Raw genomic sequence first — 24,171 nt, 5'->3', positions numbered from 1 at the left:
CGCCGCCGCGCGGACTATTCGCGGTTGATGCGGGTGGTGATCTCCGAGTCGGCCGCCTGGGCGGCGGAGGCGTAGTCCTCGCCGTTGAGCGACGCGGTCATCAGTTCCTTGATCGGATTCGGGACGGCTTCGACGTTGGCCCATCCGGTGGTCAGTGGTGGCAGGAACCCCACATCGGCGGAGGCGACCATGGCCTCGGCGAAGGAGCCGGCCTCCGGGTTGGCGGTCACATCGGTGCGGTTGGGGACGACGCCGCCCCCGTTGGCGTCCACGAACTTCTGTGCCCATTCCTGGGAGGTGGCCAGGGCCAGCCACTCGCGGGCGAGCTCCGGGTTGCCGGCGCGCTCGTTGACCGCCAGGTTGGATCCGCCGAGGAAGACGTTGCCGAGCTGGTCGGCGGTCTTGCCGGGGACCGGGAAGTAGCCGAAGTCGGCCTCGCCGCCGAGTGCCTCGATGGCGCCGTTCGCCTCCCAGCCCAGGCCGATCCAGGACGCCACGTTGCCGTTCGGCACGATGTCGGTGGACTGCTGGGGCGACGCCTCGTCATTGTCGGTGGGCGAGTCGGAGAAGGACTGGAGTTCGGCGTAGAACTCCATGCCCGCCTGCCCCTCGGGGGTGTTCAGCGAGCCCTTCCACTCGTCGCCGTCCTCGACGGCGAAGCTGCCGCCCTCGTCCGCGATGAAACCGCCCAGCACGTAGTAGCTCTGGCCCGGCAGGTAGATGGGCTCGGCGTCGGTGTTGTCGCGGATCGTCTCCAGGGCGGTGATCCACTCGTCCCGGGTGGTGGGCACCTCGGCGCCGGCCTCCGCCCAGATCTGCTTGTCGTAGATGACCACCCGGTTGGCGCCGTACCACGGCACCGCGTACAGGGTGTCGTCGATCTCGGCGGAGGCGAGCATGTTGCTGTTCCACGGCTCGTCGCGCAGCTCGCTCAGATCGGCGAGGCCGCCGGTGTTGGCGTACCCCACGGTCTGGGTGTTGCCGATCTCCATGACATCGACGGTGCCGTCCTCGGACAGCGCGGTGGTGAGCCGGTCCTGGATGCCGCCCCACTGCTGGATCTGGACATCGACCGTGACGCCGTGCTCGGCTTCGAACGCCTGGTTGAGCTCGGTCACCCACGGTTCCGGCGCGGATCCGTCCATCAGCCAAACGGTCAGGGAATCGGACGAACCGCCCCCGCCGCTCGAACCGCTGCCGTCGTCGCCGGTGCCGCAGGCGGCCAGTGCGGCGGTCATCGCCGTCACCGATAGGGCGGCCATCAGCGTGCGCTTCACGTGACCCTCCTCGGGGCATCCGCCCCTTGACACCCGTGCCGGGAGCGGTGGTTAGTAGGGAAGGAACAAGAGGTGTAGACCAGTTGCACGGAGCCTGGACTAGACCAAGGAGGAGTGTCAAGAGTCCACAAGCGGGCCCCGTCCGTCCGTTATCGGACCGACACATGTCCGTCGGCGCGGCCCCTGTCCGGGCCGTGCCACGATGTCAGCTGCGAAAAACGGAGGAGCCGGTGACACCACCGCACCGATACGGGGAAGGACGGTCCATGGCGGGCGAAGGGAGCGCGGCACCGGCGGCCGGAACCGACGGCACCGAACGGAACCGTACCGCGCGCGTGCCCAAGTACTACCGCCTCAAGCGGCATCTGCTGCGGATGACCGAAACCCTGCCGCCGGGCACCCCGGTCCCCCCGGAACGTTCCCTGGCCATCGAGTTCGACACCTCCCGCACCACCGTCCGCCAGGCCCTCCAGGAACTGGTCGTCGAGGGCCGGCTGGAGCGCATCCAGGGCAAGGGCACCTTCGTCGCCAAACCCAAGGTCTCCCAGGCGCTCCAGCTCACCTCCTACACCGAGGACATGCGCGCCCAGGGCCTGGAGCCCACCTCCCAGCTGCTGGACATCGGCTACGTCAACGCCGACGAACGGCTCAGCCGGCTGCTCGGCCTGCCCGAGGGCGGCCGGGTGCTGCGCATCGAACGGCTGCGGCTGGCCAGCGGCGAGCCGATGGCGCTGGAGACCACCCATCTGTCCCAGGAGCGCTTCCCGGCGCTGCGCCGCTCCCTGGTGCGCTTCACCTCGCTGTACACGGCGCTGGCCGAGGTGTACGGGGTACACCTGGCGCGCGCCGAGGAGACCATCGAGACCTCGCTGGCCAACCCGCGCGAGGCCGGGCTGCTGGGCACCGACGTGGGACTGCCGATGCTGATGCTCTCCCGGCACTCGTTCGACCGGGACGGCGAACCGGTGGAGTGGGTGCGGTCGGTGTACCGGGGCGACCGGTACAAGTTCGTGGCCAACCTGGAGCGTCCCGCCCCGCCGCCGCCCGCGCCGTGAGGTCATGATCACCGCGCGACGACTCGGTGAAGACGTCCGCCAATCGTGCACCGCCCCATGGTCATCCGGCCGCTCCTGCCCTAGATTCGCCCTCTGTCGGGCGACGAGGACCGGCACGGCGCGCAGGGAGGCACGACGGTGGTGCGACAACTACGGCAGGCACGGCCACGCACAGTGGTCATCTGGACCCTGGTGTCGCTGGTGGCGGCGGCCGGCTGGGCCGTGCTGGCGCTCTCCCGGGGCGAGGAGGTGTCGGCGGCCTGGATGGTGGCCGCGGCGCTCGGCTCGTACGCGATCGGCTATCGGTTCTACTCGCGTTTCATCGCGCACCGGGCGCTGGGCGTCGACAAGCGGCGGGCCACCCCGGCGGAACGGTACGACGACGGGCTGGACTACCACCCCACCGACCGGCGGGTGCTGCTGGGCCACCACTTCGCCGGCATCTCCGGCGCGGGCCCGCTGGTCGGCCCCGTCCTCGCCGCGCAGATGGGGTATCTGCCGGGCACCATCTGGATCATCGTCGGGGTGATCTTCGCCGGCGCCGTGCAGGACATGGTGGTGCTGTTCGCCTCCACCCGGCGCGACGGCAAGTCGCTCGGCCAGATCGCCCGCGAGGAGATCGGCCCGGTGGGCGGGATCGCGGCGGTCATCGCGATCTTCACCATCATGATCATCCTGCTGGCGGTGCTGGCGCTGGTGGTGCTCAACGCGCTCGCCGAATCCGCCTGGGGCACCTTCTCGGTCGGCATGACCATTCCGATCGCGCTCTTCATGGGCTTCTATCTGCGCTATCTGCGGCCCGGCAAGGTCGCCGAGGTCACCGTCATCGGCGTCTCCCTGCTGATGTTCGTCATCGTCGCCGGCCGCTGGGTGGCGAATTCCTCGCTCGGCGAGACCTTCACCCTGGAGCCGGGCACCCTGGTGATCTGGCTGGCGGTGTACGGATTCGCCGCCTCGGTGGTCCCGGTGTGGCTGCTCCTGGTGCCCCGTGACTATCTGTCGACCTTCATGAAAATCGGCACCATCGGCCTGCTGGCGGCGGCCATCATCATCACGGTGCCGGGTCTGAAGATGGACGCCATCACCGACTTCGCCTCCAACGGCGAGGGCCCGGTCTTCGCCGGCTCCCTCTTCCCGTTCGTCTTCATCACCATCGCCTGCGGCGCGCTCTCCGGATTCCACGCGCTGATCTCCTCCGGCACCACGCCGAAAATGATCCAGAAGGAGACCCAGGTCCGCACCATCGGCTACGGCGCGATGCTGATGGAATCCTCGGTCGCGGTCATGGCGATCACCGCCGCCTGCGTCCTCGATCCGGGCATCTATTTCGCGATGAACGCGCCACCGGCCGTCATCGGGGACACCGTCCAGTCGGCCTCCGAAATCATCACCTCGTGGGGCTTCACCGTCACCCCGGACCAATTGACGGCGGCGGCCGAATCGGTGGAGGAAGGCTCCCTGCTCTCCCGCACCGGAGGCGCCCCGACACTCGCGCTCGGACTCGCCGCGATTCTCGCGGACATCCTCGGCGGCGAGGCCATGATGTCCTTCTGGTATCACTTCGCGATCATGTTCGAGGCCCTGTTCATTCTCACCGCGATCGACGCCGGAACGCGGGTGGGCCGCTTCATCCTCCAGGACGCCATCGGCGGGCTGCACCCCCGGCTCGCGAAGTTCCGCTCCACCCACTGGTGGCCCGGCATCTGGTTCACCGGCGCGGTCGTCGTCGGCCTGTGGGGCGGCCTGCTGTGGATCGGCGTGCACGACCCGCTCGGCGGCATCAACACGCTCTTCCCGGTCTTCGGCATCGCCAACCAGTTGCTGGCGGCCGTCGCGCTGGCGATCTGCACCGTGCTGCTGGTCAAGGCCGGGCGGGTGCGCTACGCCTGGGTCACCGGTGTCCCCCTGGTGTGGATCGCGATCGTCACGCTCACCGCCAGCTGGCAGAAGGTGTTCTCCGGCGACCCGGCGGTCGGCTTCCTGGCCCGCCGCTCGCAGTACCAGGACGGCATCGCCGCCGGCGAACTGCTCCCGGGCGCCAGGGACATGTCCGATATGCAGACCATTGTGAACAACGCCACCATCACCGCCGCCATCACCGGCCTGCTGGCGATCCTGGTCCTGGTGGTCTTCGCCGACGCCGCCCGGATGATCGTCAGGTCGCTGCGCGACCCCGGCTCGGTCACCCTCCAGGAGGCGCCGTTCGTCGAGTCCCGGCTGATCGCCCCGGCCGGGCTCATCGCCACCAAGGAGGAGAAGGCCGAGTTGGTGGCCGCCGGGCTCGGCCCCGAGGGCGGCATCCCCGGGCAGACCCGCGGCGGCGAGCGCACCCCGGAAGGAGCCGCGGAGTGAACGGGACCACCGCCCCGGCCGCCCGCACCCGCGTGGCCGGCACCGCCCGCCGGGTGGGCCGCTGGCTGCGCTGGTACCTGCGCGAGGTCACCGGGGAGAGCGCGTACGACCGCTACACGGCCCGCGCCAGGGCCCAGGACCCCGCCGTACGGGTGCTCACCCGGCGCGAGTTCGAACGGATGCGCATGGACGCCAGAGCGGCCGACCCCCAGGGCGGCGCCCGCTGCTGCTGACCCCCTAAGGCCACCACACCGGGCCGGTATCCCCCGCCACCACCGGGGAGGTACCGGCCCGTCCGTATGCGCCCCGGCACCGGCCGCGCCGGGCGCGCCACGCCCGGCGAACGGCGTGTCGTCCTCTTCGGTCCGTCGCAGTTGCACACAGCGCACAGACTTCGCGAACGGCTCGGGTTCGTCCGGGCCCCGGAGTGCGACCACTCCCCGGCAGCCGGGGCGGCTCTTCACGTGTTCGCACGTGGACTGTGACCGTAAGTATGACGGCGAACACTAGATATGGGGGTGCTCGCTTCATGCGGCACTAGATGTATGCTCGTCCTCGCTGTCGCCGCAGGGGAATCCGGTGCGATTCCGGAACTGTCCCGCAACGGTATGTGATGGGCCGATTTCTCACGACCCGTCACAAGTCCGAACACCTGCCGTCAGTATCGAGAACGTCCGGGCCTCGTGGGCTGGGCCGGCGGACGCTGCGCGGTGTACGTCACAAGGACCTTTGCCTTGCCACACGTATGCCCGCATGCGCCCGTCGTGTGTGGCCCCCGGAGGTTTCCCTGCGATATGAGGGAGAGCATCGCGTGACCATCGCACCCGTCGCCCCAGCGGAACCGGCCTCAGCCGAACTGCTGCGCACCGTGAGCGACCTCACCGCCGATCTGCCCGCCACCGACCCCTCGCGGGTCACGGCGGCCGTGATCCGCGGCCGGGCGGCCGACTCCGACGCGGCCGAGTTGCGCTCGCTCGCCATCGAGGCCGCCGCCGGCCTCATCGGCGAGGAGCCCGAGTACTCCCGGCTGGCCGCCCGTCTGCTCACCCTCGCGGTGCGCGAGGAAGCCGCCGGACAGGGCGCGGTCACCTTCTCCGACTCGATCGCCACCGGCCACCGCGAAGGGCTGATCGCCGACTCCACCGCCGCGTTCGTCGCCGCGCACGCCGACCGGCTCAACGCGCTCGTCGAGCAGGCGATCGCGGACGGCGCCGACGACCGGTTCGGCTACTTCGGTCTGCGCACCGTCCAGTCCCGCTACCTGCTGCGCCACCCCATCACCCGCAAGGTGATCGAGACCCCCCAGCACTTCCTGCTGCGGGTGGCCTGCGGCCTGGCCGAGGACCACTCCGAGCGCGCCCTTCAGGACGTGACGCGGCTGTACGGGCTCACCAGCTCGCTCGCGTACCTGCCGTCCTCCCCCACCCTGTTCAACTCCGGCACCCGGCACCCGCAGATGTCCTCCTGCTACCTGCTGGACTCGCCGCTGGACGAACTCGACTCCATCTACGAGCGCTACCACCAGGTCGCGCGGCTCTCCAAGCACGCCGGCGGCATCGGCCTGTCCTACTCGCGCATCCGCGCCCGCGGCTCCCTCATCCGGGGCACCAACGGCACCTCCAACGGCATCGTGCCGTTCCTGCGCACCCTGGACTCCTCCGTCGCCGCCGTCAACCAGGGCGGCCGGCGCAAGGGCGCCGCCTGCGTCTACCTGGAGAGCTGGCACGCCGACCTGGAGGAATTCCTCGAACTGCGGGACAACACCGGCGAGGAAGCCCGCCGCACCCACAACCTCAACCTGGCGCACTGGATCCCGGACGAGTTCATGCGCCGCGTCGAGGCCGACGCCGAGTGGTCGCTGTTCTCCCCCTCCGAGGTACCCGAACTGGTCGACCTGTGGGGCGAGGAGTTCGACGCCGCCTACCGCAAGGCCGAGGCCGAGGGCCGCGCCGCCAAGACGGTGCCCGCCCGGCAGCTGTACGCGCGGATGATGCGCACCCTGGCGCAGACCGGCAACGGCTGGATGACGTTCAAGGACGCCGCCAACCGCACCGCCAACCAGACCGCCGAACCCGGCTCGATCGTGCACTCCTCCAACCTGTGCACCGAGATCATCGAGGTCACCAACGACGGCGAGACCGCCGTGTGCAACCTCGGCTCCATCAACCTCGCCGCCCACCTCGGCGAGAACGGCGACATGGACTGGGAGCGCATCGACGCCACCGTCCGCACCGCCGTGACCTTCCTCGACCGCGTGGTGGACATCAACTTCTACCCCACCGAGGAAGCCGCCGCCTCCAACAACCGGTGGCGTCCGGTCGGCCTGGGCCTCATGGGCCTCCAGGACGTGTTCTTCCGGCTGCGGCTGCCGTTCGACTCGCCCGAGGCCAAGGCGCTCTCCACCCGCATCTCCGAGCGCATCATGCTCGCGGCGTACGAGACCTCCGCCGACCTGGCCGAACGGCACGGCCCGTTCGAGAACTGGTCCAGGACCCGCACCGCCCGCGGCATCCTGCACCCCGACCACTACGCCGACGCCGCCATCACCTGGCCCGAGCGCTGGGAGGCGCTGCGCACCCGCATCGCCGGCACCGGCATGCGCAACTCGCTGCTGCTGGCCATCGCGCCCACCGCCACCATCGCCTCGATCGCCGGCGTGTACGAGTGCATCGAGCCGCAGGTCTCCAACCTCTTCAAGCGCGAGACGCTCAGCGGCGAGTTCCTCCAGGTCAACACCTACCTGGTGGAGGACCTGAAGCGGCTCGGACTGTGGACGGAGGCCACCCGCGCCGCGCTGCGCGAGGCCAACGGCTCCATCGACGGCATCGAGTCGCTGCCCGCCGAGGTCCGCGCCCTGTACCGCACCGCCTGGGAACTCCCGCAGCGCGCGCTCATCGACATGGCCGCGGCCCGTACCCCGTTCATCGACCAGGCGCAGTCGCTGAACCTCTTCATGGCCTCCCCCACCATCGGCAAGCTCAGCTCGATGTACGCCTACGCGTGGAAGAGCGGCCTGAAGACCACCTACTACCTCCGGTCGCGCCCGGCCACCCGGATCGCCGCCTCCGCCCGCGGCACCGCCCCGGCCACCGCCGCCGCCCCGGCTGGCACCCCGACCATCCCCGTACAGCAGCAGCCCGCCGCCGAAGCCGACGCCGTCGCCTGCTCCCTGGAAAACCCCGAGTCCTGCGAGGCATGCCAGTAATGACCACCGAGACCCCCGACCGGAAGAAGAACCTGCTCGACCCGGGCTTCGAACTGACCCTCCGGCCGATGCGCTACCCGGACTTCTACGAGCGGTACCGGGACGCCATCAAGAACACCTGGACCGTGGAGGAGGTCGACCTCCACTCGGACGTCGCCGACCTGGCGAAGCTCTCGCCCGGCGAGCAGCACATGATCGGCCGGCTGGTGGCGTTCTTCGCCACGGGCGACTCGATCGTCGCCAACAACCTGGTCCTCACGCTCTACAAGCACATCAACTCCCCCGAAGCGCGGCTGTACCTGTCGCGGCAGCTCTTCGAGGAGGCCGTGCACGTCCAGTTCTATCTGACGCTCCTGGACACCTACCTGCCCGACCCGGACGACCGGGCGGAGGCGTTCGCGGCCGTCGAGAACATCCCCTCCATCCGCGAGAAGGCCCAGTTCTGCTTCCGCTGGATGGACTCGGTCGAGGACATCGACCGGCTGGAGACCCAGGCGGACCGGCGGCGCTTCCTCCTCAACCTGATCTGCTTCGCGGCCTGCATCGAGGGGCTGTTCTTCTACGGCGCCTTCGCCTACGTGTACTGGTTCCGCTCGCGCGGGCTGCTGCACGGCCTGGCCACCGGCACCAACTGGGTGTTCCGTGACGAGACCATGCACATGAACTTCGCGTTCGAGGTCGTCGACACGGTGCGCCGGGAGGAGCCCGAGCTCTTCGACGAGGAGCTGGAGCGCCAGGTCACCGACATGCTCAAGGAGGCCGTCGAGGCGGAACTCCAGTTCGCCCGCGACCTGTGCGGCGACGGTCTGCCCGGCATGAACACCGAGTCGATGCGCCAGTACCTGGAGTGCGTCGCCGACCAGCGGCTGCTGCGCCTGGGCATCAAGCCGGTGTTCGGCTCGGAGAACCCGTTCGCCTTCATGGAGCTCCAGGACGTCCAGGAGCTGACCAACTTCTTCGAGCGCCGCGCGTCCGCCTACCAGGTGGCCGTGGAGGGCAACGTCTCCTTCGACGACGACTTCTGAGACAAGACGGCACACGCGAGGCGCCGCGGCCCGGTGGGGAACCACCGGACCGCGGCGCCTTTCGTATACAACGCGCCCTCTGGCGTTAATTGACCGCTCACCAGAATCAGGAGTTTGTGCCGCTCCACCCGGCTCAGCAGGATGACGCTCCGCCACCGGAACGAGAGGAGCGCCCCGCGATGAGCGTGCGCTGGCACATCAGCAGCTACAGCAGCACCGGCAACAACTGCCTCGAACACGCCCCCCTGCCCACCGGCCTCCAGGCCGTACGTGACACCAAGGCACGCACCTGCGCCACGTTGCTGCTCCCGGCAGCCGCCTGGCAATCCTTCGTCACAGCCGCCCGCACCGACTCCTTAACCCCCTTACCCCCGCACCACCCCTGACCGCCGCCGCCACAGCAGCCAGCCCACGGATCCGGCCACGAGGACGGCGGCGCCGGCCCCGAGCAGCCAGGGCAGCGGACTGGCGTCGTCGCTGGTCGCGGCAGCTTCGGCGTCGGGCCCGGGCGCGGGTTCGGCGTCAGGGCTCGGGCCGGTTCCGGGAGTGGGCTCGGGCGTCGCGGGCGGATCGAGGGCAGCCTCCCAATCCCGGAAGACCGGCGGGCTGTCCGGATCCCCGGGATCACCCTCACCATCGAGAACAACCCGATCCGGCCGGACGACGCCGTACCCGGTGTAGTCATCCCGCCGCTGATCGTCGGCCCGCTCGGCGGTGTTGAGCATCACGCGCAGGACCTGGTTCTTGGTCCAGTCGGGATGCTGCGCCCAGATCAGCGCGGCGGAGGCGGAGGCGAGCGCGGTGGCGGAGCTGGTGCCGCCGCCATCACGAATGCAGGCAGGGCCGGAAAGGTCATCACAGTGGGAGGGCACACCTTCCCCCGGAGCGGCGAGGGCAACTTGCGGACCGTGGGTGGAATACGCCGCTCGTTCTCCATCGCTCCCTACAGCGGCGACCCCGATGACTCCGTCCAACACTGCGGGTGCGCTTCGCGTATTGAACGTGTCGCCATCATTCCCCACCGCAGCAAAGATCAGAACGTCATTCCGGGCCGCGGAGGCGAGGGCGTCGGCCAGCACATCCGAGGCTCTGCCGTTGTCAGTCGCGCCCAGGGAGATATTGATGATCTGGGCCCCTTGCGCGACCGCGTATTCAATCGCCTCGGCCCAGCGTTGAGCGCCGTCGAAATCCAACTGATTCGTGCTGGCGCGGATGGGAAGCACCTCGGCCCCGGGGGCCATCCCCTGAATCCCGCTTCCTCCCGTGCCGACGACGAGAGATGCCATGTCACTACCATGACCGTCCTCATCGACGTGAGCGCCTTTCGGGCTTCGAGTGAGGTCGGTGCCGTCGAGGACTTGTCCTTGGAGTTCGGGGAGGGTGGGATCGACTCCGGTGTCGATGACGGCGACGGTGATGCCTTCGCCGGTGGTGTGTTCCCAGACCTCGTCGATGCGGTAGGTGTCGAAATACCAGGGATGTTGCGGTGTATCGGCGGCTTGTGCCGTGGTGGCGAGGGCGGTGGTGAGTGCTGCGGTGAGGGCGAGGGTGGTGACCAGGGCCCTGCGGGTGGGGGTCATGACTGCCTGTCGTCCTTGCTCTCGTTCCGCTTCTTCCTGCTCTTGCTCTTCTTGGTTCTGCGGGTCTGTCCGGACAGACCCATCACCCCGGTCGGCTTCGGCAAGCCACGCCGGCGGTTCCCTGGGGTGCGTCCGTCCACGGTTGCTTTCCCGTAGGCACCCCTCGGCTGATCGGGCTGCTCGGCCTTCCTCGTTGTGGGGGTGAGGCGTGAGTTGTTGGAGTTCATGCCGGGCTGGATCACCCCACCCGGCGGGATCCGCGACGCCACGGTCGGTTTCGCGTTCGATCCGGGTCTGCCGCCGAGGAGGCCGTAGTTGTTCGCCTTCCCCCACGGATTACCGCCACCAGGACCCGTCGCCGAGGGACGCCCCAACGGATTCTGCTGACCACCGGGCGCGCCGGGGTTGTAGGGCGGACGCCCCACCGGCGGCTGCTGACCACCCGGCACGCTGGACGGACCGGCCGGCACACGCCCACCACCGGCAGGCATCTCCCCGGGGCGCTGGACCGGGCCCCGTACCGGCGGCACCTGACCACCGCCCCCGCCACGCCCCGGACCGGGGTTGTTGGGCGCGGGCCAGCCCGGTACCGGTCCCACGACCGGCTGCTGCACCGGACCCCCACCACCCGGCATCACCGGCCGCTCCACCACCGGAGGCGGAGGCGCAGGCGGAGGCGCACTGTTGGGCAACGTCCCGACAGAATCCAGCGACGTCCCCACCCCACCATCAGCGATGACGGGAGGCACCGTCGTGCCGGGCTGTTGTGCAGACCCCTGCACGGTCGGAGCCGATACCCGATAAGCAGGTTGATCGGGATCGAGAGGGTCGTTCCTGGTGGACTGCGGCAGCCATGAATGGGGCCCAGCGCCCGGCGACGGGACTGGCCCGGGTCGGTGGTCCTGCCGGTCGGAGAAGCCCTCGGGCTCCAGCGGTGTGAAGTGCGGCTCCGGCAGCGCCCGGATCACCGTCGATGCCCCCGTGTACGCCTGCCCCAGCCGGGAGATGACGCCGATGGCCTCCTGGCGCACCTGCTCGTTCCCGCTCAGCGCGCCCGCGCCCAGGTACGTTCCGAATGCCTGCTGCGAGCCGGAATCCGGTACCGGCGTCGTCTCCGGCACGGGCGGCATGCTGCTGATGGCTTCCTTCAGCGCGGCACCTGATGTCCTCATCGCCAGGCCGATGGTGTTGGTGTACATCTTCAGGTGCTCGGAGTCCGCCTCGAAGCGAGCCGCCCACTCCCGCAGGACCGTCGCCGTCTCGCCCTCCCACTCCAGCACCCGCATCTGGTGGGCCACCACCGCGCCCACCTGGGCGACCGCACGTGCCGCGTTGATCAGCGTCTCCCCCCGCCCGATCAACGCGTCCGGATTGGCCCCGTTCAGCAACGCCGCCAACTGCTCGTGCGTCGCGAATTCCAGATCCTCGAAGTCCACCGGCCCCTCCCCGTCCCGGTCACGTACGTACCGCAACAGGATACGTACCGCTGGTTTTCGAGCACGAAGGGGCCGCTACCGTACGTATCCGGATGTCAACACGTCCGGTGCCACCTCCACCACGGCCGCCTCACCGGGGACTGCTTCGGCGCCGGGAGCCGCGGTGCCCAAAGGATCAGCGCAAGGACTGAGGGGCGGACCGGTCGGCGGTCCGCCCCTCGTCGGGGTCCTCGGGGGTGGGGCTCCGTCGGGTCAGTCGTTCGGGACCGTCTCGTAGCGCGGGGTGCCCTCTTCCATCATCTTCAGGGCGCGCTTGCGTTCCCGCTTCGAGAGGCGGTCGATGTACAGGCGGCCGTACAGGTGGTCCGTCTCGTGCTGGAGGCAGCGCGCGAAGTAGCCGGTGCCGCGGACCCGGATCGGCTCGCCCGCCGCGTTCTGGCCGGTGACCACCGCGTAGTCGGGGCGGGCCAGCTCCGCGTAGGCGGTCGGGACGGACAGGCAGCCCTCGTTGTTGTCGTCGAGCACCCGGGATTCGGCCGGCAGGTCCTCCAGGACCGGGTTGCAGACCACCCCGACGTGCCGCACGCCGTCGTCGTCGTGGCAGTCGTAGACGAACACCTTCAGGTCGACGCCGATCTGGTTCGCCGCGAGGCCGACTCCCTCCGCCGCCCGCTGGCTGGCGAACATGTCGTCGATCAGCGCCGCGAGACCGTCGTCGAACTCGGTGACGTTCCGGCACTCGGAGTGCAGCACCGGGTTGCCGACGACCGTGATGGGCCGGGCCGTACCGCGTTCCCGGTACGCCTGCTCCCGCGCCTCGCAGTCCTGCGTGTCGTCGATGAAGTCATCCACACGCTGATCGATCTCTTGCGTCATGCATACAGCTTACGGTCCGCATCCGACAGCCTCAGCAGACCTCTTCCAGGTCCCGCCAGTCCCGGGTGTCCGGGCTGTCGGCGACCCAGCCGTCCAGCAGCCCGCGCACCAGGGGTTCGGGGGCCGCCAGGCCGCATTCGCGTTCCGGGGTCCACAGGCCGTCCGCGGCGGCCACGTGCCCCAGCGGGCCGGGGCTGCCCGGCTCGCTGTGGTCGTGCGGGTCGTGCCGCACCGCGCCGCCGTCGCCCTCCTCGGTCGGCATCCGGCTCTCCGAGCAGGAGCGGCACAGCAGCCGCACCGACGAGGACCAGTCCTCGGCCGCGTATCCGGCGTCCGCCGCCAGCCGCTCCAGGGCGTCCCGGTCGCGCGGTGCGGCGGCCTCGATCAGGACCACCCAGGTCGGGATCGCCGAGGGCGCCCACAGTTCGATCTCGTCGAAGACCGGGAAGACCGCCGACCCGGTGGCCCGCTCGCCGTGCGGCACCCCGTCGTGCAGCACCACTTCGCCCCAGCGCCGGCCCGAGGACGGCAGCGGGATGTTCTGGATCTCGATTCTGGCCGGATCCAGGCGCCGGCCCCACACGACCTCCGCCTCGCCCTCCGGGGAGAGCCGTACGGCGGCCCCGCCCAGGTCCATGCCCAGCGGCTCGTCGGCGACCGTCCCGGCGCCCGGCACGGTCAGCCCGTACGCCTGCCACGCCCGGCGGGCCAGCGGCCAGTCCTGGAGCGCGGTGGCGGCGATGCCGACGTTCCACCAGTCCGGGGCCCCGGTGTCCCGCTCCAGCAGCGCGACGGCCCGCAGGCCGGCGGAGCGCGCCTGTTCCCAGTCGTGCCGGAACTTGTGCAGCAGCGCCAGGTTGAACCAGGACTCGGACAGCCATGGCTCCAGATCGGCGGCACGGGTGAGGAGCGCGCCCGCGTCCTCGTACCGGCCGTCGTCGATGAGGGTGAAAGCCCGGTTGGTGGCCAGTCGCCAGTCGGTCGACGGACGCTGCCGGACTCTGCCGAAGATCCTCACGGTGTCCTGCCTGATTCCCGCTGGGTGATGTGCACGTCGTCGTTCTCCTGTCCGCCTCAGGGCGCATCCAACCACAGCATGGGTCAGGCGACCGCCCCGCGCGAGACGATCTGTGCGAGGGCCCGCACCACTTCGGGGTCGTACTCGGTGCCGGCCTCCCGCTCCAGCACGCTCAGCGCCCGCTGGGCGCAGGGGCGGTGCGGCGGGGCGAGGTCGGCGTACGCGTTGGCCGTGCGGACGATCCGGGCCGCCAGCGGCTGTTCCCGGTACGGCTCGGCCTGGAGCTCCACGGTGTGCGCGATGGCCTCCCCCGCGCCCGCCTCCCGCGCCACCGTCGCGCCCAGGGCGGCGATGGCCCGGCGCCGGGCGGCGGGCAGCGCGACGGTGGCGCCGTCGGGCAGCGGCTCGAAGAGGGAGAGCTGGCCGATGTCATGGAGCAGGGCGGCGTACTCCAGTGCGGTGAGCCGGTGCCCGCGCACCCGCAGCACGCGCCCGGTGGCGCGCGCCAGGGCGGCCACCCGCTGGGCGTGCCCCTCGGGGGTGTACCCGGCGACCTCGGTGGCCCGGGCCAGCGCCCTGACCGTCTGCCGGTAGGTGGCGCGTACCGCCGCGTACCGGCGGAAGACAAGCGCCGTCATCAGCAGCGGCGCACTGAACAGCGGTGCCGCCCACCAACGGGCGTACACCGTGCCGAGCACCAGCGCGGCGAGCCCGCCCGCCACGGCCACCGCCAGCGCGGTGGCGGCGGGCGGGTCGGCGCGCAGCAGCCGTAACGCGGACCAGTTCATGCGCGGGCGCCGGGCTGCTCGTCGGGCAGGGGCACGGGTTCCGCGGCGGGCCTGGCGCCGGGGACGCCGCGGCGCGGGGCCTCGGTGTAGGGCCACCCGTGCCGCTCCAGGGCGCTGCTCAGCGCGGCCACCATCCGCGGGTCGAACTGGGTGCCGGCGCAGCGCCGCAGCTCGGCGAGCGCCTCGCCCACCGGGCGCGCGCGCCGGTAGCTGCGGGTGGAGGTCATGGCGTCGAAGGCATCGGCCACGGCCACGATCCGGGCGGCCTCGGGGATGCGCCGCCCGGCGAGACCGGCCGGGTAGCCGCTGCCGTCGAAGCTCTCGTGGTGGTGGAGCGCGGCGTCCACGGCTTCGCCGAGGACCGGGATGCCGCGCACGATGGCGTGCCCGTACTCGGGGTGGCGGCGGATCTGCTGCCACTCCTCGTCGTCCAGCGGGCCCTCCTTGCGCAGGGTGCGGGTGGGCACGGCCAGCTTGCCGATGTCGTGGAGGGCGCCGGCGGTGCGCAGCGCGTGGGTGCGTTCGGCGTCCAGGCCGAGTTCGCCGGCGATCAGGGCGGCGGCGTGGCCGACGCGTTCGCTGTGGCCGCGGGTGTAGCGGTCCTTGAGGTCGACCGCCTGGACGAGCGCGGCGACGGTGGCGCGGTGCGCGGCGTCCAGGTGCCGGGAGCGGGCGAGGATCCAGCAGCAGATGTAGCCGGGCGCCAGCACGGCGAGGGCACCGAGCAGCCCCGGCCCGGGGGCCGCGTGCCACAGGGTGGCGGCGAGCAGGCCGAGCAGCCCGTACGGCAGGTGGCCGAGCAGGACGGCGGAGGCGCTGCGGCTGCCGCCCAGCGCCCGGTCGGCGGCGGCGCAGGTGAGGACGGCGATGAGTGCGGGCAGCAGGGTGATGGTCAGCGGGGCGGCGGCCGGCTGGGAGTGCCCCGGGTCGGCGCCGCCGGGCAGCGGCAGGGCGTCGCCGAGCAGACCCTCGGTGAGCAGCCGGAAGCAGTACGCGCCCGCGGCGGCGGTGACCATGAGACGTAGGGCGTGCCGGGCGCGGCCCTCGGCGGGCGGGCGGCCGAGCAGCGCGCCGGGTACGGGCGCGAGTGCGGCGAGCGCGGGCGGCAGCAGGAAGACGCCGGTGAACAGCAGCGCGCCGTAGGAGGCGGTCTCCGGGGGCACGCGGTGGCCGAAGAAGCGGCAGCTGGGCAGGTAGCGGCAGAACGTGCCGAGGACGGCCAGCGGGAGGAACTGGGTCCACGGCAGGGCCGCGACGGCCTCCCCGAGGTGCGGCATGGTGGTTCCTCCTCCCCTGGGTGTCCCGGGGAGGATAGAGCGCGAGCCGGTGGACGCGGGGGGAGTTTGCGGGTCAGTCCTGGCAGAACGCCGCCATACTCACCCGATCGAGTGAAAGTAGGGTGAAGGAAGTGAAAGCGGAGCAGCCCCGGCCGGGCGTGCGCCCGCTCAGTTCAGTACCCGCTCAGTCGGCCGTCGCCGCCGGCGGAGCCGCGCCGCCACCGGCCGGCGCCTGCCCGCTGCCGCTGCCCCGGATCAGGTCGATCCGGTCCAGCACCTTGGCGCGCAGGTCGGCCGGTACCTCGTCGTGGCCGCAGCACCGCTTGACCAGCTTCTTCACCGACTCCTCAAGGCCGTACTCGGCCAGGCAGGGCCGGCACTCCTCGATGTGCTCCTGGAACTTCGCGGAGTCCACATCCGGCATCTCCTTGTCGAGATACTCGTAGAGATGCCCGAGGACCTCGGAACAGTCCGTGGGACGCGACGGGTCGCCACTCATGAGCCAGAGCCTTCCTGTGCCCCGCCCGTGCCGGCCGGGACCAGGCCACGCTCACGGGCGTAATCACTGAGCATGTCGCGCAGCTGCCGCCGGCCGCGGTGCAGCCGGGACATCACCGTACCGATGGGTGTCCCCATGATGTCGGCGATCTCCTTGTAGGCAAAGCCCTCGACATCCGCGAGATAGACGGCGATCCGGAATTCCTCCGGGATCGCCTGGAGCGCCTGCTTCACATCGGAGTCCGGCAGGTGGTCGAGCGCCTGCGACTCGGCCGAGCGCAGCCCGGTCGACATGTGCGACTCGGCGCGCGCCAGCTGCCAGTCCTCGATGTCCTCGGCGGCGCTGCGCTGCGGCTCGCGCTGCTTCTTGCGGTACGAGTTGATGAAGGTGTTGGTGAGGATGCGGTACATCCACGCCTTGAGGTTGGTGCCCTCGCGGAACTGGTGGAAGGAGCCGTACGCCTTGGCGTAGGTCTCCTGCACCAGGTCCTCGGCGTCGGCGGGGTTGCGCGTCATGCGCAGCGCGGCCGAGTACATCTGGTCGAGGAAGCCGAGGGCGTCACGCTCGAAGCGGGCGTTGCGTTCCGCCTCGCTCTCGGTCGCGCGCACCGTCTCGTCCTGCGACACGTTGTCGTCCGTACCGGTGACCTGACCCACCTCCTCCGCCCGGAAAGCGACGAACCCGGGCACGGGTCCGCCCGTCTCGGAGGATAGACGACGGACGGTGCCCTCCGCCGGTCGGGAGGACCGGTCGGCGGCCAGTGCCAGCGTCGCCCAGTCCACCTCGGCGGCGGCCGGCCGCTGCGGTCGGGTCGGGCAGCTGATGGATCCCATGGGGGACGTCTCCGCTCTCTCGTCGGCGTGCTGTACGCGCATACGCAGGGCACAACACACCGGACGGGTGGCGCATTCCCGGGCCCGGCCGCGCCGGACCGCGCCGGGCCGCCCCGACCGCCCGTCGCTCAGAAAAGCGTCTCCTCCTCGGGCGCGGGCAGGGCCGCGACCAGCTCGGGGCCGTTGTTCCGTACGTTGCTGACGTCCCGGGTGACGGGATGGGCACGGACGGTACCCGCCGGGGGCGGGGTGAGCAGCTCCCGGATCTCCTCCGGGTCGGTGCGGGACGGGTCCAGCCAGGCGTCCCAGCGGTCCGGCAGCAGCATGAGCGGCATCCGGGGGTGGATGTCCGCGAGGGAGCGCGGGCCCTTCGCCGCGCCGCCGACGGCCGGGCCCGCGGACTGCGGGGTGCCGGGCGGGGCGTCCGCCAGCGGGGTGGCTTCGGCCTCGGTGGTGAGCACCGTGCAGGTGACCCACCAGGCGCGCGGGTGGTCCTCGGGGAGGGTGGCGTCGCGCCAGAACTCGTACAGGCCCGCCAGCGCCATCACCGAGCCGTCGGCGGGGGTGACGAAGTACGGCTGCTTGCGGGGCCGCTTGCGCTTGCCCTTGACCTCCTCGGTGCGTTCCTCGTCGCCGGTGGCCCATTCGTAGTACCCGTCGGCCGGCAGCAGACAGCGGCGGGCGGCGAAGGCGCGGCGGTAGGAGGCCCGCTCGTGGACGGTCTCGGACCGGGCGTTGATCATCTTGGCGGCGGACTCGGGGGACTTGGCCCAGGAGGGGACCAGGCCCCAGCGCAGCACCCGCAGCTGGCGCACCGGCTCGGGGCCGGCGCCCTTGAGCGGGCGGTCGAGGACCGCGTACACCTCTTTGGTGGGGGCGACGTTCCAGTCGGCGGGCAGGGCCTCGGTGGGCTCCCAGCGCTCGATGTCGAAGATCGACGCGAGATCCTCCGGGCTTCTGCTGGCCGCGTACCGTCCACACATGTGATCAAGCGTAATGCGCCGGGGTCCGTACGGTGACGGGCCCCGGCGCACACGGTGGGTGATCGGACGTCCCGGACGCGGAGGGTGCCGTCCGGGCGACCGTGATCAGCCGGTGGTGATCAGGCGATGCGGTTCAGGCGATGCGGTTCGGCCCGCATCACAGGGGCGGGTAGGCGTTGGCCATCAGCTCCTGGAACTGGGCGGAGAACCAGTGACCGGAGACCGGGGCGTCCGGCAGGGCGCCGGACATGTTGTGGTTGTTGCGGGGGTTGCCCTCGTAGGTCGGGTCGCACATGCGGTCGAAGCCCTTGCCCTCGTCGTTCGGGATCTCCGAGCTGGAGCCGTCGGACTCGCCCGGGGGCTTCATCCAGACGTAGGCGTCGATGCCGGGGGCGGGAGCGGTGGTCGGGCGCTCGCCCAGGCCGGCGCCGGCCTGGTTGCACCAGTTGCCCTGATGGATACGGCCGTCGACGCGGCTCGCCTCGACGAACGCGTCGACGGTGGTACGGGGCCCGGCGGCGGTCGGCCGGTCGGGGCCGCCCCAGCCGCTGCGGGAGGTGTCGATCAGCATCCCGATACCGGGGTCGAAGCCCTGGCTGATCAGTTCGGTGCGGAAGGCCTGGGCGAAGCCCTGGTTGTCGACGTAGCGATTCCAGTCCACCCACTTCGACTCACGGACCGAGGTGCCGTTGATCGAGTCATTGATGGAGTAGAAGGGCTCGACGGCGGGGCCGAAGTTGGCGGTGTTGACGATGAATCCGTGCACGTCGTCGACGGTGGCGCCGCCGGTGGTGGCCGCCGTCTTGAACAGCTCGGCGGAAGCGGTGAAGTTGTCGTCCCAGCCGATCCAGCCGTAGTGGCCGGCGTCGATGTAGTTGTACACGTTCGGGATGGCGCCCAGCTGGTCGAGCGCGTAGGCGACGCCCTCGACGTAGTTGCCGTTGGCCTTCATGACGTCGCACTCAGGGGTGGCGGTGGGCCGGGGCGAGACGTTGGTGATGAGGTTGGGCAGTGAGTCGATCTCGATAGTGGTGACGATCCGCAGGTCCGCGTAGGCCGGGTCGGCCAGGATCTCGGCGATCGGGTCGATGAACTCGGACTTGTAGCGGTCGATCTCGGTCGGGCCCAGCTCACCGTTGGAGGCGAGGGCCGAACAGTCACGTCCCGGCAGGTTGTAGACGACGACCTGGAACACGAACGCGTCGTGCCCGGCCGCCTGGAGGACGGCTTCGTCGAGGTGGTCGCGCAGGCCCATGGTGCGGCCGGCGCCCTGGCCCGAACCCTCGATCGCGGCGGTCCGGTCCAGCCACACACCGGTCGGCTGGTCCGCGATCCGGCTGCCGCCGGGCTCGGCGGCGGCGTTCGCCGACCACTCCGGGTTCACATAGACACCGGCGCCGACGTACGGGTTGTCGACGCGGTCGCCGGGCGGGTTGCCGGGGTTACCGGGCTCACCCGGCTCCCCGGGCTCTCCGGGGTTGCCGCTGCCGCCGCCGCAGGTGATGCCGTTGACGGCGAAGCTGGTGGGCGCGGTGTTGGTGCCGCTGTAGGTGAACTGCGCGCCGGTGCTGACACTGCCGCCGTTCGCGGCGATGCCGGCGTTGTGCGCGGCGTTGCGGACGGTGATGTTGCTGCCGGACTGCGACCACTGGCCGTTCCAGCCGCCCGCCAGGGTCTGGTTGCCGGAGTAGGAGTAGGTGAGGGTCCACCCGTTCACGGCGGTGGTACCGGAGTTGGTGATGGTGACATCGGTGGTGAAGCCGGAGCCCCAGTCATTGGTGCGGTAATCCACCGAGCACTCCACGGCGGCGGCCGAGGCCGTGCCCTGGAGCATTCCGCCGGTGCCGAGCGCGGTGGCGATCAGCGCCCCGGTGGCGAGCAGGGCGCCGCGTCTGCGGCGACGGGGAAGTGGGGGGTTGATGCGGCTCATCACAGTTCCCTTCGTCCTCGAAAGGTCCTGCACCGCGAGTGCGGTGCGTTCATGGAAGCGCTCCCACTAGCTGGGAGGAAAGTAGCGCCCAATCCACCCGTGCGCCAGATGTCTGTTCAGAAATTGTGCCCATGAAGTCACCAGAAGGTCAGATACTGCACGGAAAGCACGGGACAGTCATGACCTCGCGTCAAAGGTCTTGACACATACGCGTCATGGTCACAGTCTTGGGAGCGCTCCCACTAGCTATGGAGCAAGAACCACCTGGCACCACTCCAGAACCACCCGCACCACCCCGGACGTCCACGTGGCTAAGGTGTTTCGCGCACCGCCGACCCCCCTCGTACGAATCCGGGTAAACCCGTGGACTACTGCATAACCTGCCGCCGCCACCTCAACGGCGCTTTGACATGTCCAGGATGTGGCGAAGTGACCTCCTGGCAGCCCACGCCCGCGCACCGGGACCCGGCCGCCGTCTCACCGGCGCCGGCCGGCCCGGAGCGTACGGGCCCGGCCGGCTCCGGCGCGTCCGGAAACGGAGCGCCGGGAGCGGACGCGCCCCGGCGCGCCGCCCCGGAGGACGGTACGGAGTACGACGCGGACGGCTCTGACACGGACGACTCCGGCGCGGACGGCTCCGACGCCTCCTCCCCCGCCGCGCTCCTCCCCGGGGGTGGCCGGCGCGCCGCCCGGGGCAAACGGCACGCCTCCCGCCCCCGCAAGGGCCGCCGGTACGCGATCGGCGCCGTGCTCGGCATCGTCGCGGTCGGTGTGCTGGTCGCCGAGGTGGGCGAGGTGCGGCTGCCGCGCGACCAGCCGGCCGGGGCCGACCGGACCACCGACGCCGCGTCCGAATCCGCCTCCGCGCCGGAGGGCGAGGAGGAGCGGGAGGACGGTACGGACAGCGATGACGCCCCGGCCGCCGGCTCGGGCGGCGACGCCTCCGCCACCGCCGGGGAGAGCGGCGCGCCCCGGGACGACGCGGACGCGGATGAGGAGGACGGCGCCACCGGCGAGGACGGCGAGGAGGCCGGGGACCGGGACGGCGCCGACGACGAGGAGCGCGCCGGTGAGTCCCCGCCGCCGGACGCCTCCAGTTCCGGACGGGTCAGCCCGCCTCCCAGTGATACCGGTACCCCCACGGATGGCGCCTCTCCCGACCCGACCGAGAGCGATCCGGGCCAGGACGACTCCTCTCCCCCGCCCCCCGAGGACGGCGGCGGCGACGACAACGGCGCGGGCGGAGGCGGCGGCGAGGACGACGACAACGGCGACAGCGGCGGCGGCAGTTGCTGGCTGTGGTGGTGCTCCTGACACCGCACCGTCCCGGACCGCCCTGCCCCGCCCGCCGCCCCGCCGCCCCGCCGCACGCCGGAAACCCCGGCCGGCGTAGGAACGCCGACCGGGGCTCCGGGCGTGGGTGCGTGGGTGCGTGAGGTCGTTCGGGGGGAGTCTGCCCGCTACGCGCCGTCCCCGAACAGTTCGGAGTAGGTCGCCATGGCGATGGCGATGTCCGCCTGCGCCCAGAAGCGGTGGTACTCGAACGTCGGGGCGGGCCCGCCGTTCAGATGAGCCTCGACCTTCGGCCAGTCCGGGTCGTCGTGGTAGAAGGACCGGATCGAGTCGAAGGTGGAACCCGGCTCGATCACGTCGCCGTTGGGCATCTGACCGCTCCAGCCCGACGGGATGTACACCGGGTCGTTGAAGCGGGAGAAGTCCCCGCGCTCCTCGGGCACCGCGATGCCGAGGCCGTCGGAGTTGGCCCACAGCGCGTCCAGCAGCCCGGCCGCCGTGTCCCGCGCGGCCGTGTCACCGGTGGCGGCGGCGTAGTACGACAGGGCGTTGGCCAGCGAACCGGTCACCCCGACGTCCTGGGTGTACTCGGTGACCGTGACGTGCAGCCCGGAGTTGCTGCCCGGGTTGGCCGGGTTCCAGGTGTCCGGGCTGCCGGACCAGGACAGGGTGGAGGGGATGCTGAAGTCCCCGCCGCTGCCGATGGTCACGTGCTCCAGGACCCAGTCGACCCACTTGTCGAGGACCTCGCCCGCCAGCGCGTCACCGGACTCGTAGAAGTACTCGGCCATCCGCTGCATCGACCACGCCTGCATGCCGAACCACTGGTTGGACGGCGGGTCGCGGTAGACGGGCGCCTCGTCGTAGTACAGCCCGTAGAAGGTCGGGGTGCCGGCCGGCGGGGTGGCGTACGAGCCCTCCCAGCTGTTGGTGGCGCCGCCCGCGATGCCGCCCTCGGCGGACTGGAGCCAGCGGTAGAACTCCACCATCCGCTCCAGTGACTGGCCCCAGTCCTGCCCGGCGCTCGGGGAGTCCGGGATCAGCGCGGGGTCGGTGCTCAGGGCGTACGCGGCCAGCGGGTTCTGGTAGCCGAAGTGCGAGTGGCTGCTGCCGATGCGGTAGGCCCAGCCGGCGTTCGGATCGAGCGCGCCGCCCCAGCTGTAGTACCAGGACATCAGGTAGTGGGCGCTGTCCTTGCCGTTGCCCGCCGGGCAGGAGGTGGCGCCGACGCAGTCGCCCGCGCGCTTGAAGTACTTGTCGTACATCGAGTAGCGCAGGTAGTCGCCCATCTTGGCGGCCTTGTCGACCGTGGCGGCCACGGCGGAGGCGTTGCCCTGCTCGGCGGCCCACTGGTTGGCCCAGTAGGCGGCCTGGACGGCGCGGGCGTCGGCGTCGGGCGCGTTGGTGTAGCGCCACTGCTGCGAGTAGCCCTGGTCACCGGTGAAGAGGTCGAGGTAGCCGTTGTCCCCGCCGTAGCTGAAGTCCTCGCAGGAGGGGTGGGGCACGGTTTCCCACACCGATTCCTGCGAACCGCGCTGGAAGGTGTTGATGAACGACGGTCCCTCGGTGTCCGGGCCGCCGCCGCAGGGGTTGCCGGGGCTGTTGCCGAAGCCGTAGACGTTGTCGACGTCCTGGAGCCAGTGCATGCCGTAGATGTCGGCGGTGCCGTAGGTGGACGTCAGCTCGCCCGCGATCGGGTCCTGGCCGACGGACACGCCCTGGTCCAGCGGGGACGGGTACGCGGAGGGGTCGGGGTGCTCGGCCGCGTAGGTGGCCGGACTCGACGGGTTGTAGAAGCTGTTGGTGGGCTGGTCGACGGAGCCCGGGATCATGTACTGCTCCATCAGCTCCCAGGAGTCGTTGAACGGCCCCCAGTCGCCGGTGACCTTGCCGTACTGCGCCTCCAGCCAGATCAGATACGAGTACGCCTCGGAGGTCGTCTCGTGTCCGTGGTCGGGGGCTTCGACGATCAGGGTCTCCACGGAGTGGTACGGGATCCCCTCCGGCGAGAAGTAGCCGTTCGCGGGGTCCTTGATCGTGTCGTACAGCTCGAGGAACTGGTCCTCGAAGCGCAGCGCGCCCGGCCCGTCGGTGAGCGGGACGGGTGCGGCGCTGCTCTGCGCGGCGGTGGCGGTCAGTCCCAGGGGGAGCGACAGCGCCAGCAGTCCGGCGGTCCACAGCTTGCGGGTGCTGCGGGACCTGCGGGGCGGGTGGGGCAGGTGAGGTTCGTGTGGTCTCGCTCGGGTTGGGGTCCCGATGAGTGATCCAGGCCGGATACGCATCGCGCCTCCTCGCGGCTCGGTGGGGGGTGAGAGGCTGTGCCGGCTGTGCTACTCCAGACCAATGGGAGCGCTCCCAAGGATTCTGTCTACGAGGTGTACACGTCAACCCCCCGGAAAGCCGGGTTCGGCGGTAATTTCTCGAACACCCCCTTGGCGAATGGGGGGTTCGTGTCCTACGGTCCCTTCAACCAGTGGGAGCGGTTCCAAGCTCCGGCGTGGCGCCCTGGACGACGCGTCACCACATGCCGGACCCCGTTCCGTCCCCACCCACCCCCACAACCCACGACCCCCACAACGCACGAGTCGCCCGGGTGTCATGGCCGCGACGTCACCGCCGTACAGCGAGGGCGGACGTACGGGCCGGCCACCGAGCGCGTACCGCCGCGGCGCGGCACCTGGCGAACCGTCAACACCGGCACCACAGAGCAGCAGAACACTCCATACCCCACAACGGAGGAAGAC

18 protein-coding genes, 1 pseudogene and 1 riboswitch are annotated in these 24,171 nt (G+C 70.8%); of the genes and pseudogenes, 7 read left to right on the top strand and 12 right to left on the bottom strand.

Annotation, left to right across the window (positions count from 1 at the left end; translation table 11 throughout):
- Positions 1–14: 14 nt before the first annotated feature.
- Positions 15–1,277 carry an extracellular solute-binding protein gene (locus BM385_RS17155; RefSeq protein ID WP_019433304.1) on the bottom strand — a complete coding sequence of 421 codons (1,263 nt, stop codon included), beginning with the start codon at positions 1,275–1,277 and terminating at the stop codon, positions 15–17.
- 266 nt (positions 1,278–1,543) lie between these two features.
- Here BM385_RS17155 and BM385_RS17150 point away from each other — a divergent pair, with 266 nt between their 5' ends.
- The 6 genes from BM385_RS17150 to BM385_RS17125 all read left to right on the top strand — a co-directional run bounded on the left by BM385_RS17150 (position 1,544) and on the right by BM385_RS17125 (position 9,300).
- Positions 1,544–2,332: a GntR family transcriptional regulator gene (locus tag BM385_RS17150; protein WP_019433303.1), complete on the top strand. Its 789-nt coding sequence runs from the start codon at positions 1,544–1,546 to the stop codon at positions 2,330–2,332.
- A 138-nt stretch (positions 2,333–2,470) separates the two neighbouring features.
- Entirely contained in the window at positions 2,471–4,684 is a 2,214-nt protein-coding gene (locus BM385_RS17145; protein ID WP_302848654.1) for a carbon starvation CstA family protein, read from the top strand.
- Complete coding sequence (locus tag BM385_RS17140) at positions 4,681–4,917, top strand: YbdD/YjiX family protein (RefSeq protein ID WP_093843571.1); 237 nt, start codon at positions 4,681–4,683, stop codon at positions 4,915–4,917. The genes BM385_RS17145 and BM385_RS17140 overlap by 4 nt, the downstream gene beginning before the upstream one ends.
- Before the next feature lie 308 nt (positions 4,918–5,225).
- Positions 5,226–5,358: riboswitch (cobalamin riboswitch) on the top strand.
- Between the two features lie 137 nt (positions 5,359–5,495).
- Positions 5,496–7,889, top strand: coding sequence for a ribonucleoside-diphosphate reductase subunit alpha (locus BM385_RS17135; RefSeq protein WP_093843570.1), 2,394 nt, complete (start codon positions 5,496–5,498; stop codon positions 7,887–7,889).
- Positions 7,889–8,914, top strand: coding sequence for a ribonucleotide-diphosphate reductase subunit beta (locus BM385_RS17130; RefSeq protein ID WP_019433299.1), 1,026 nt, complete (start codon positions 7,889–7,891; stop codon positions 8,912–8,914). The genes BM385_RS17135 and BM385_RS17130 overlap by 1 nt, the downstream gene beginning before the upstream one ends.
- A gap of 179 nt (positions 8,915–9,093) precedes the next feature.
- Positions 9,094–9,300 carry a DUF397 domain-containing protein gene (locus tag BM385_RS17125; RefSeq protein ID WP_078575964.1) on the top strand — a complete coding sequence of 69 codons (207 nt, stop codon included), beginning with the start codon at positions 9,094–9,096 and terminating at the stop codon, positions 9,298–9,300.
- Here the strand turns inward: BM385_RS17125 and BM385_RS17120 are convergent.
- The 10 genes from BM385_RS17120 to BM385_RS17075 all read right to left on the bottom strand — a co-directional run bounded on the left by BM385_RS17120 (position 9,280) and on the right by BM385_RS17075 (position 20,134).
- Positions 9,280–10,494: a S8 family serine peptidase gene (locus BM385_RS17120; protein WP_093843569.1), complete on the bottom strand. Its 1,215-nt coding sequence runs from the start codon at positions 10,492–10,494 to the stop codon at positions 9,280–9,282. The two genes, BM385_RS17125 and BM385_RS17120, sit on opposite strands and share 21 nt — an antisense overlap.
- Positions 10,491–11,930, bottom strand: coding sequence for a hypothetical protein (locus tag BM385_RS17115; RefSeq protein ID WP_093843568.1), 1,440 nt, complete (start codon positions 11,928–11,930; stop codon positions 10,491–10,493). Before BM385_RS17115 ends, BM385_RS17120 begins: the two co-directional genes overlap by 4 nt.
- A 252-nt stretch (positions 11,931–12,182) precedes the next feature.
- Positions 12,183–12,806: a peptide deformylase gene (gene def, locus BM385_RS17110; protein ID WP_037755793.1), complete on the bottom strand. Its 624-nt coding sequence runs from the start codon at positions 12,804–12,806 to the stop codon at positions 12,183–12,185.
- A 31-nt stretch (positions 12,807–12,837) separates the two neighbouring features.
- The gene (locus BM385_RS17105) at positions 12,838–13,824 is read right to left on the bottom strand and encodes a tetratricopeptide repeat protein (protein WP_019433295.1); all 987 of its coding nucleotides are present in this window, start codon (positions 13,822–13,824) and stop codon (positions 12,838–12,840) included.
- Positions 13,825–13,907: 83 nt separating this feature from the next.
- Positions 13,908–14,612 (bottom strand): HD-GYP domain-containing protein, encoded by a 705-nt coding sequence (locus BM385_RS17100; protein WP_093843567.1) that lies wholly within the window; start codon positions 14,610–14,612, stop codon positions 13,908–13,910.
- Positions 14,609–15,889, bottom strand: coding sequence for an HD-GYP domain-containing protein (locus BM385_RS17095; protein WP_093843566.1), 1,281 nt, complete (start codon positions 15,887–15,889; stop codon positions 14,609–14,611). Before BM385_RS17095 ends, BM385_RS17100 begins: the two co-directional genes overlap by 4 nt.
- A 184-nt stretch (positions 15,890–16,073) precedes the next feature.
- Positions 16,074–16,388 (bottom strand): mycothiol system anti-sigma-R factor, encoded by a 315-nt coding sequence (gene rsrA / locus BM385_RS17090; RefSeq protein ID WP_093843565.1) that lies wholly within the window; start codon positions 16,386–16,388, stop codon positions 16,074–16,076.
- Positions 16,385–17,044 carry a sigma-70 family RNA polymerase sigma factor gene (locus tag BM385_RS17085; protein WP_026047344.1) on the bottom strand — a complete coding sequence of 220 codons (660 nt, stop codon included), beginning with the start codon at positions 17,042–17,044 and terminating at the stop codon, positions 16,385–16,387. Before BM385_RS17085 ends, rsrA begins: the two co-directional genes overlap by 4 nt.
- Positions 17,045–17,349: 305 nt before the next feature.
- Positions 17,350–18,204, bottom strand: coding sequence for an SOS response-associated peptidase (locus tag BM385_RS17080; protein ID WP_019433290.1), 855 nt, complete (start codon positions 18,202–18,204; stop codon positions 17,350–17,352).
- A 157-nt stretch (positions 18,205–18,361) separates the two neighbouring features.
- Positions 18,362–20,134: a glycoside hydrolase family 6 protein gene (locus BM385_RS17075; protein WP_093843564.1), complete on the bottom strand. Its 1,773-nt coding sequence runs from the start codon at positions 20,132–20,134 to the stop codon at positions 18,362–18,364.
- Positions 20,135–20,497: 363 nt separating this feature from the next.
- Between BM385_RS17075 and BM385_RS17070 the strand changes: the two genes are divergently transcribed.
- Complete coding sequence (locus BM385_RS17070; protein WP_437438502.1) at positions 20,498–21,448, top strand: SCO2400 family protein; 951 nt, start codon at positions 20,498–20,500, stop codon at positions 21,446–21,448.
- A gap of 146 nt (positions 21,449–21,594) precedes the next feature.
- Here BM385_RS17070 and BM385_RS17065 read toward each other — a convergent pair.
- Positions 21,595–23,559 (bottom strand): annotated as a pseudogene (locus BM385_RS17065) (glycoside hydrolase family 48 protein); the annotation flags it as partial.
- Positions 23,560–24,171 lie beyond the last annotated feature (612 nt).

Source organism: Streptomyces harbinensis (assembly GCF_900116145.1).
In the GTDB taxonomy this organism is placed as follows: Bacteria; Actinomycetota; Actinomycetes; order Streptomycetales; family Streptomycetaceae; genus Streptomyces; species Streptomyces carpaticus.
The sequence above is the reverse complement of the archived record's forward strand: the minus strand, read 5'-3'. Positions and strand labels throughout refer to the sequence as shown.

Excerpts from the sequence above, each read along its gene's own strand:
- BM385_RS17150 (WP_019433303.1), top strand. The coding sequence starts at position 1,544 with ATGGCGGGCGAAGGGAGCGCGGCACCGGCGGCCGGAACCGACGGCACC.
- BM385_RS17130 (WP_019433299.1), top strand. The coding sequence starts at position 7,889 with ATGACCACCGAGACCCCCGACCGGAAGAAGAACCTGCTCGACCCGGGC.
- BM385_RS17125 (WP_078575964.1), top strand. The coding sequence starts at position 9,094 with ATGAGCGTGCGCTGGCACATCAGCAGCTACAGCAGCACCGGCAACAAC.
- BM385_RS17120 (WP_093843569.1), bottom strand. The coding sequence starts at position 10,494 with ATGACCCCCACCCGCAGGGCCCTGGTCACCACCCTCGCCCTCACCGCA.
- def (WP_037755793.1), bottom strand. The coding sequence starts at position 12,806 with ATGACGCAAGAGATCGATCAGCGTGTGGATGACTTCATCGACGACACG.
- BM385_RS17100 (WP_093843567.1), bottom strand. The coding sequence starts at position 14,612 with ATGAACTGGTCCGCGTTACGGCTGCTGCGCGCCGACCCGCCCGCCGCC.
- BM385_RS17095 (WP_093843566.1), bottom strand. The coding sequence starts at position 15,889 with ATGCCGCACCTCGGGGAGGCCGTCGCGGCCCTGCCGTGGACCCAGTTC.
- rsrA (WP_093843565.1), bottom strand. The coding sequence starts at position 16,388 with ATGAGTGGCGACCCGTCGCGTCCCACGGACTGTTCCGAGGTCCTCGGG.
- BM385_RS17080 (WP_019433290.1), bottom strand. The coding sequence starts at position 18,204 with ATGTGTGGACGGTACGCGGCCAGCAGAAGCCCGGAGGATCTCGCGTCG.
- BM385_RS17075 (WP_093843564.1), bottom strand. The coding sequence starts at position 20,134 with ATGAGCCGCATCAACCCCCCACTTCCCCGTCGCCGCAGACGCGGCGCC.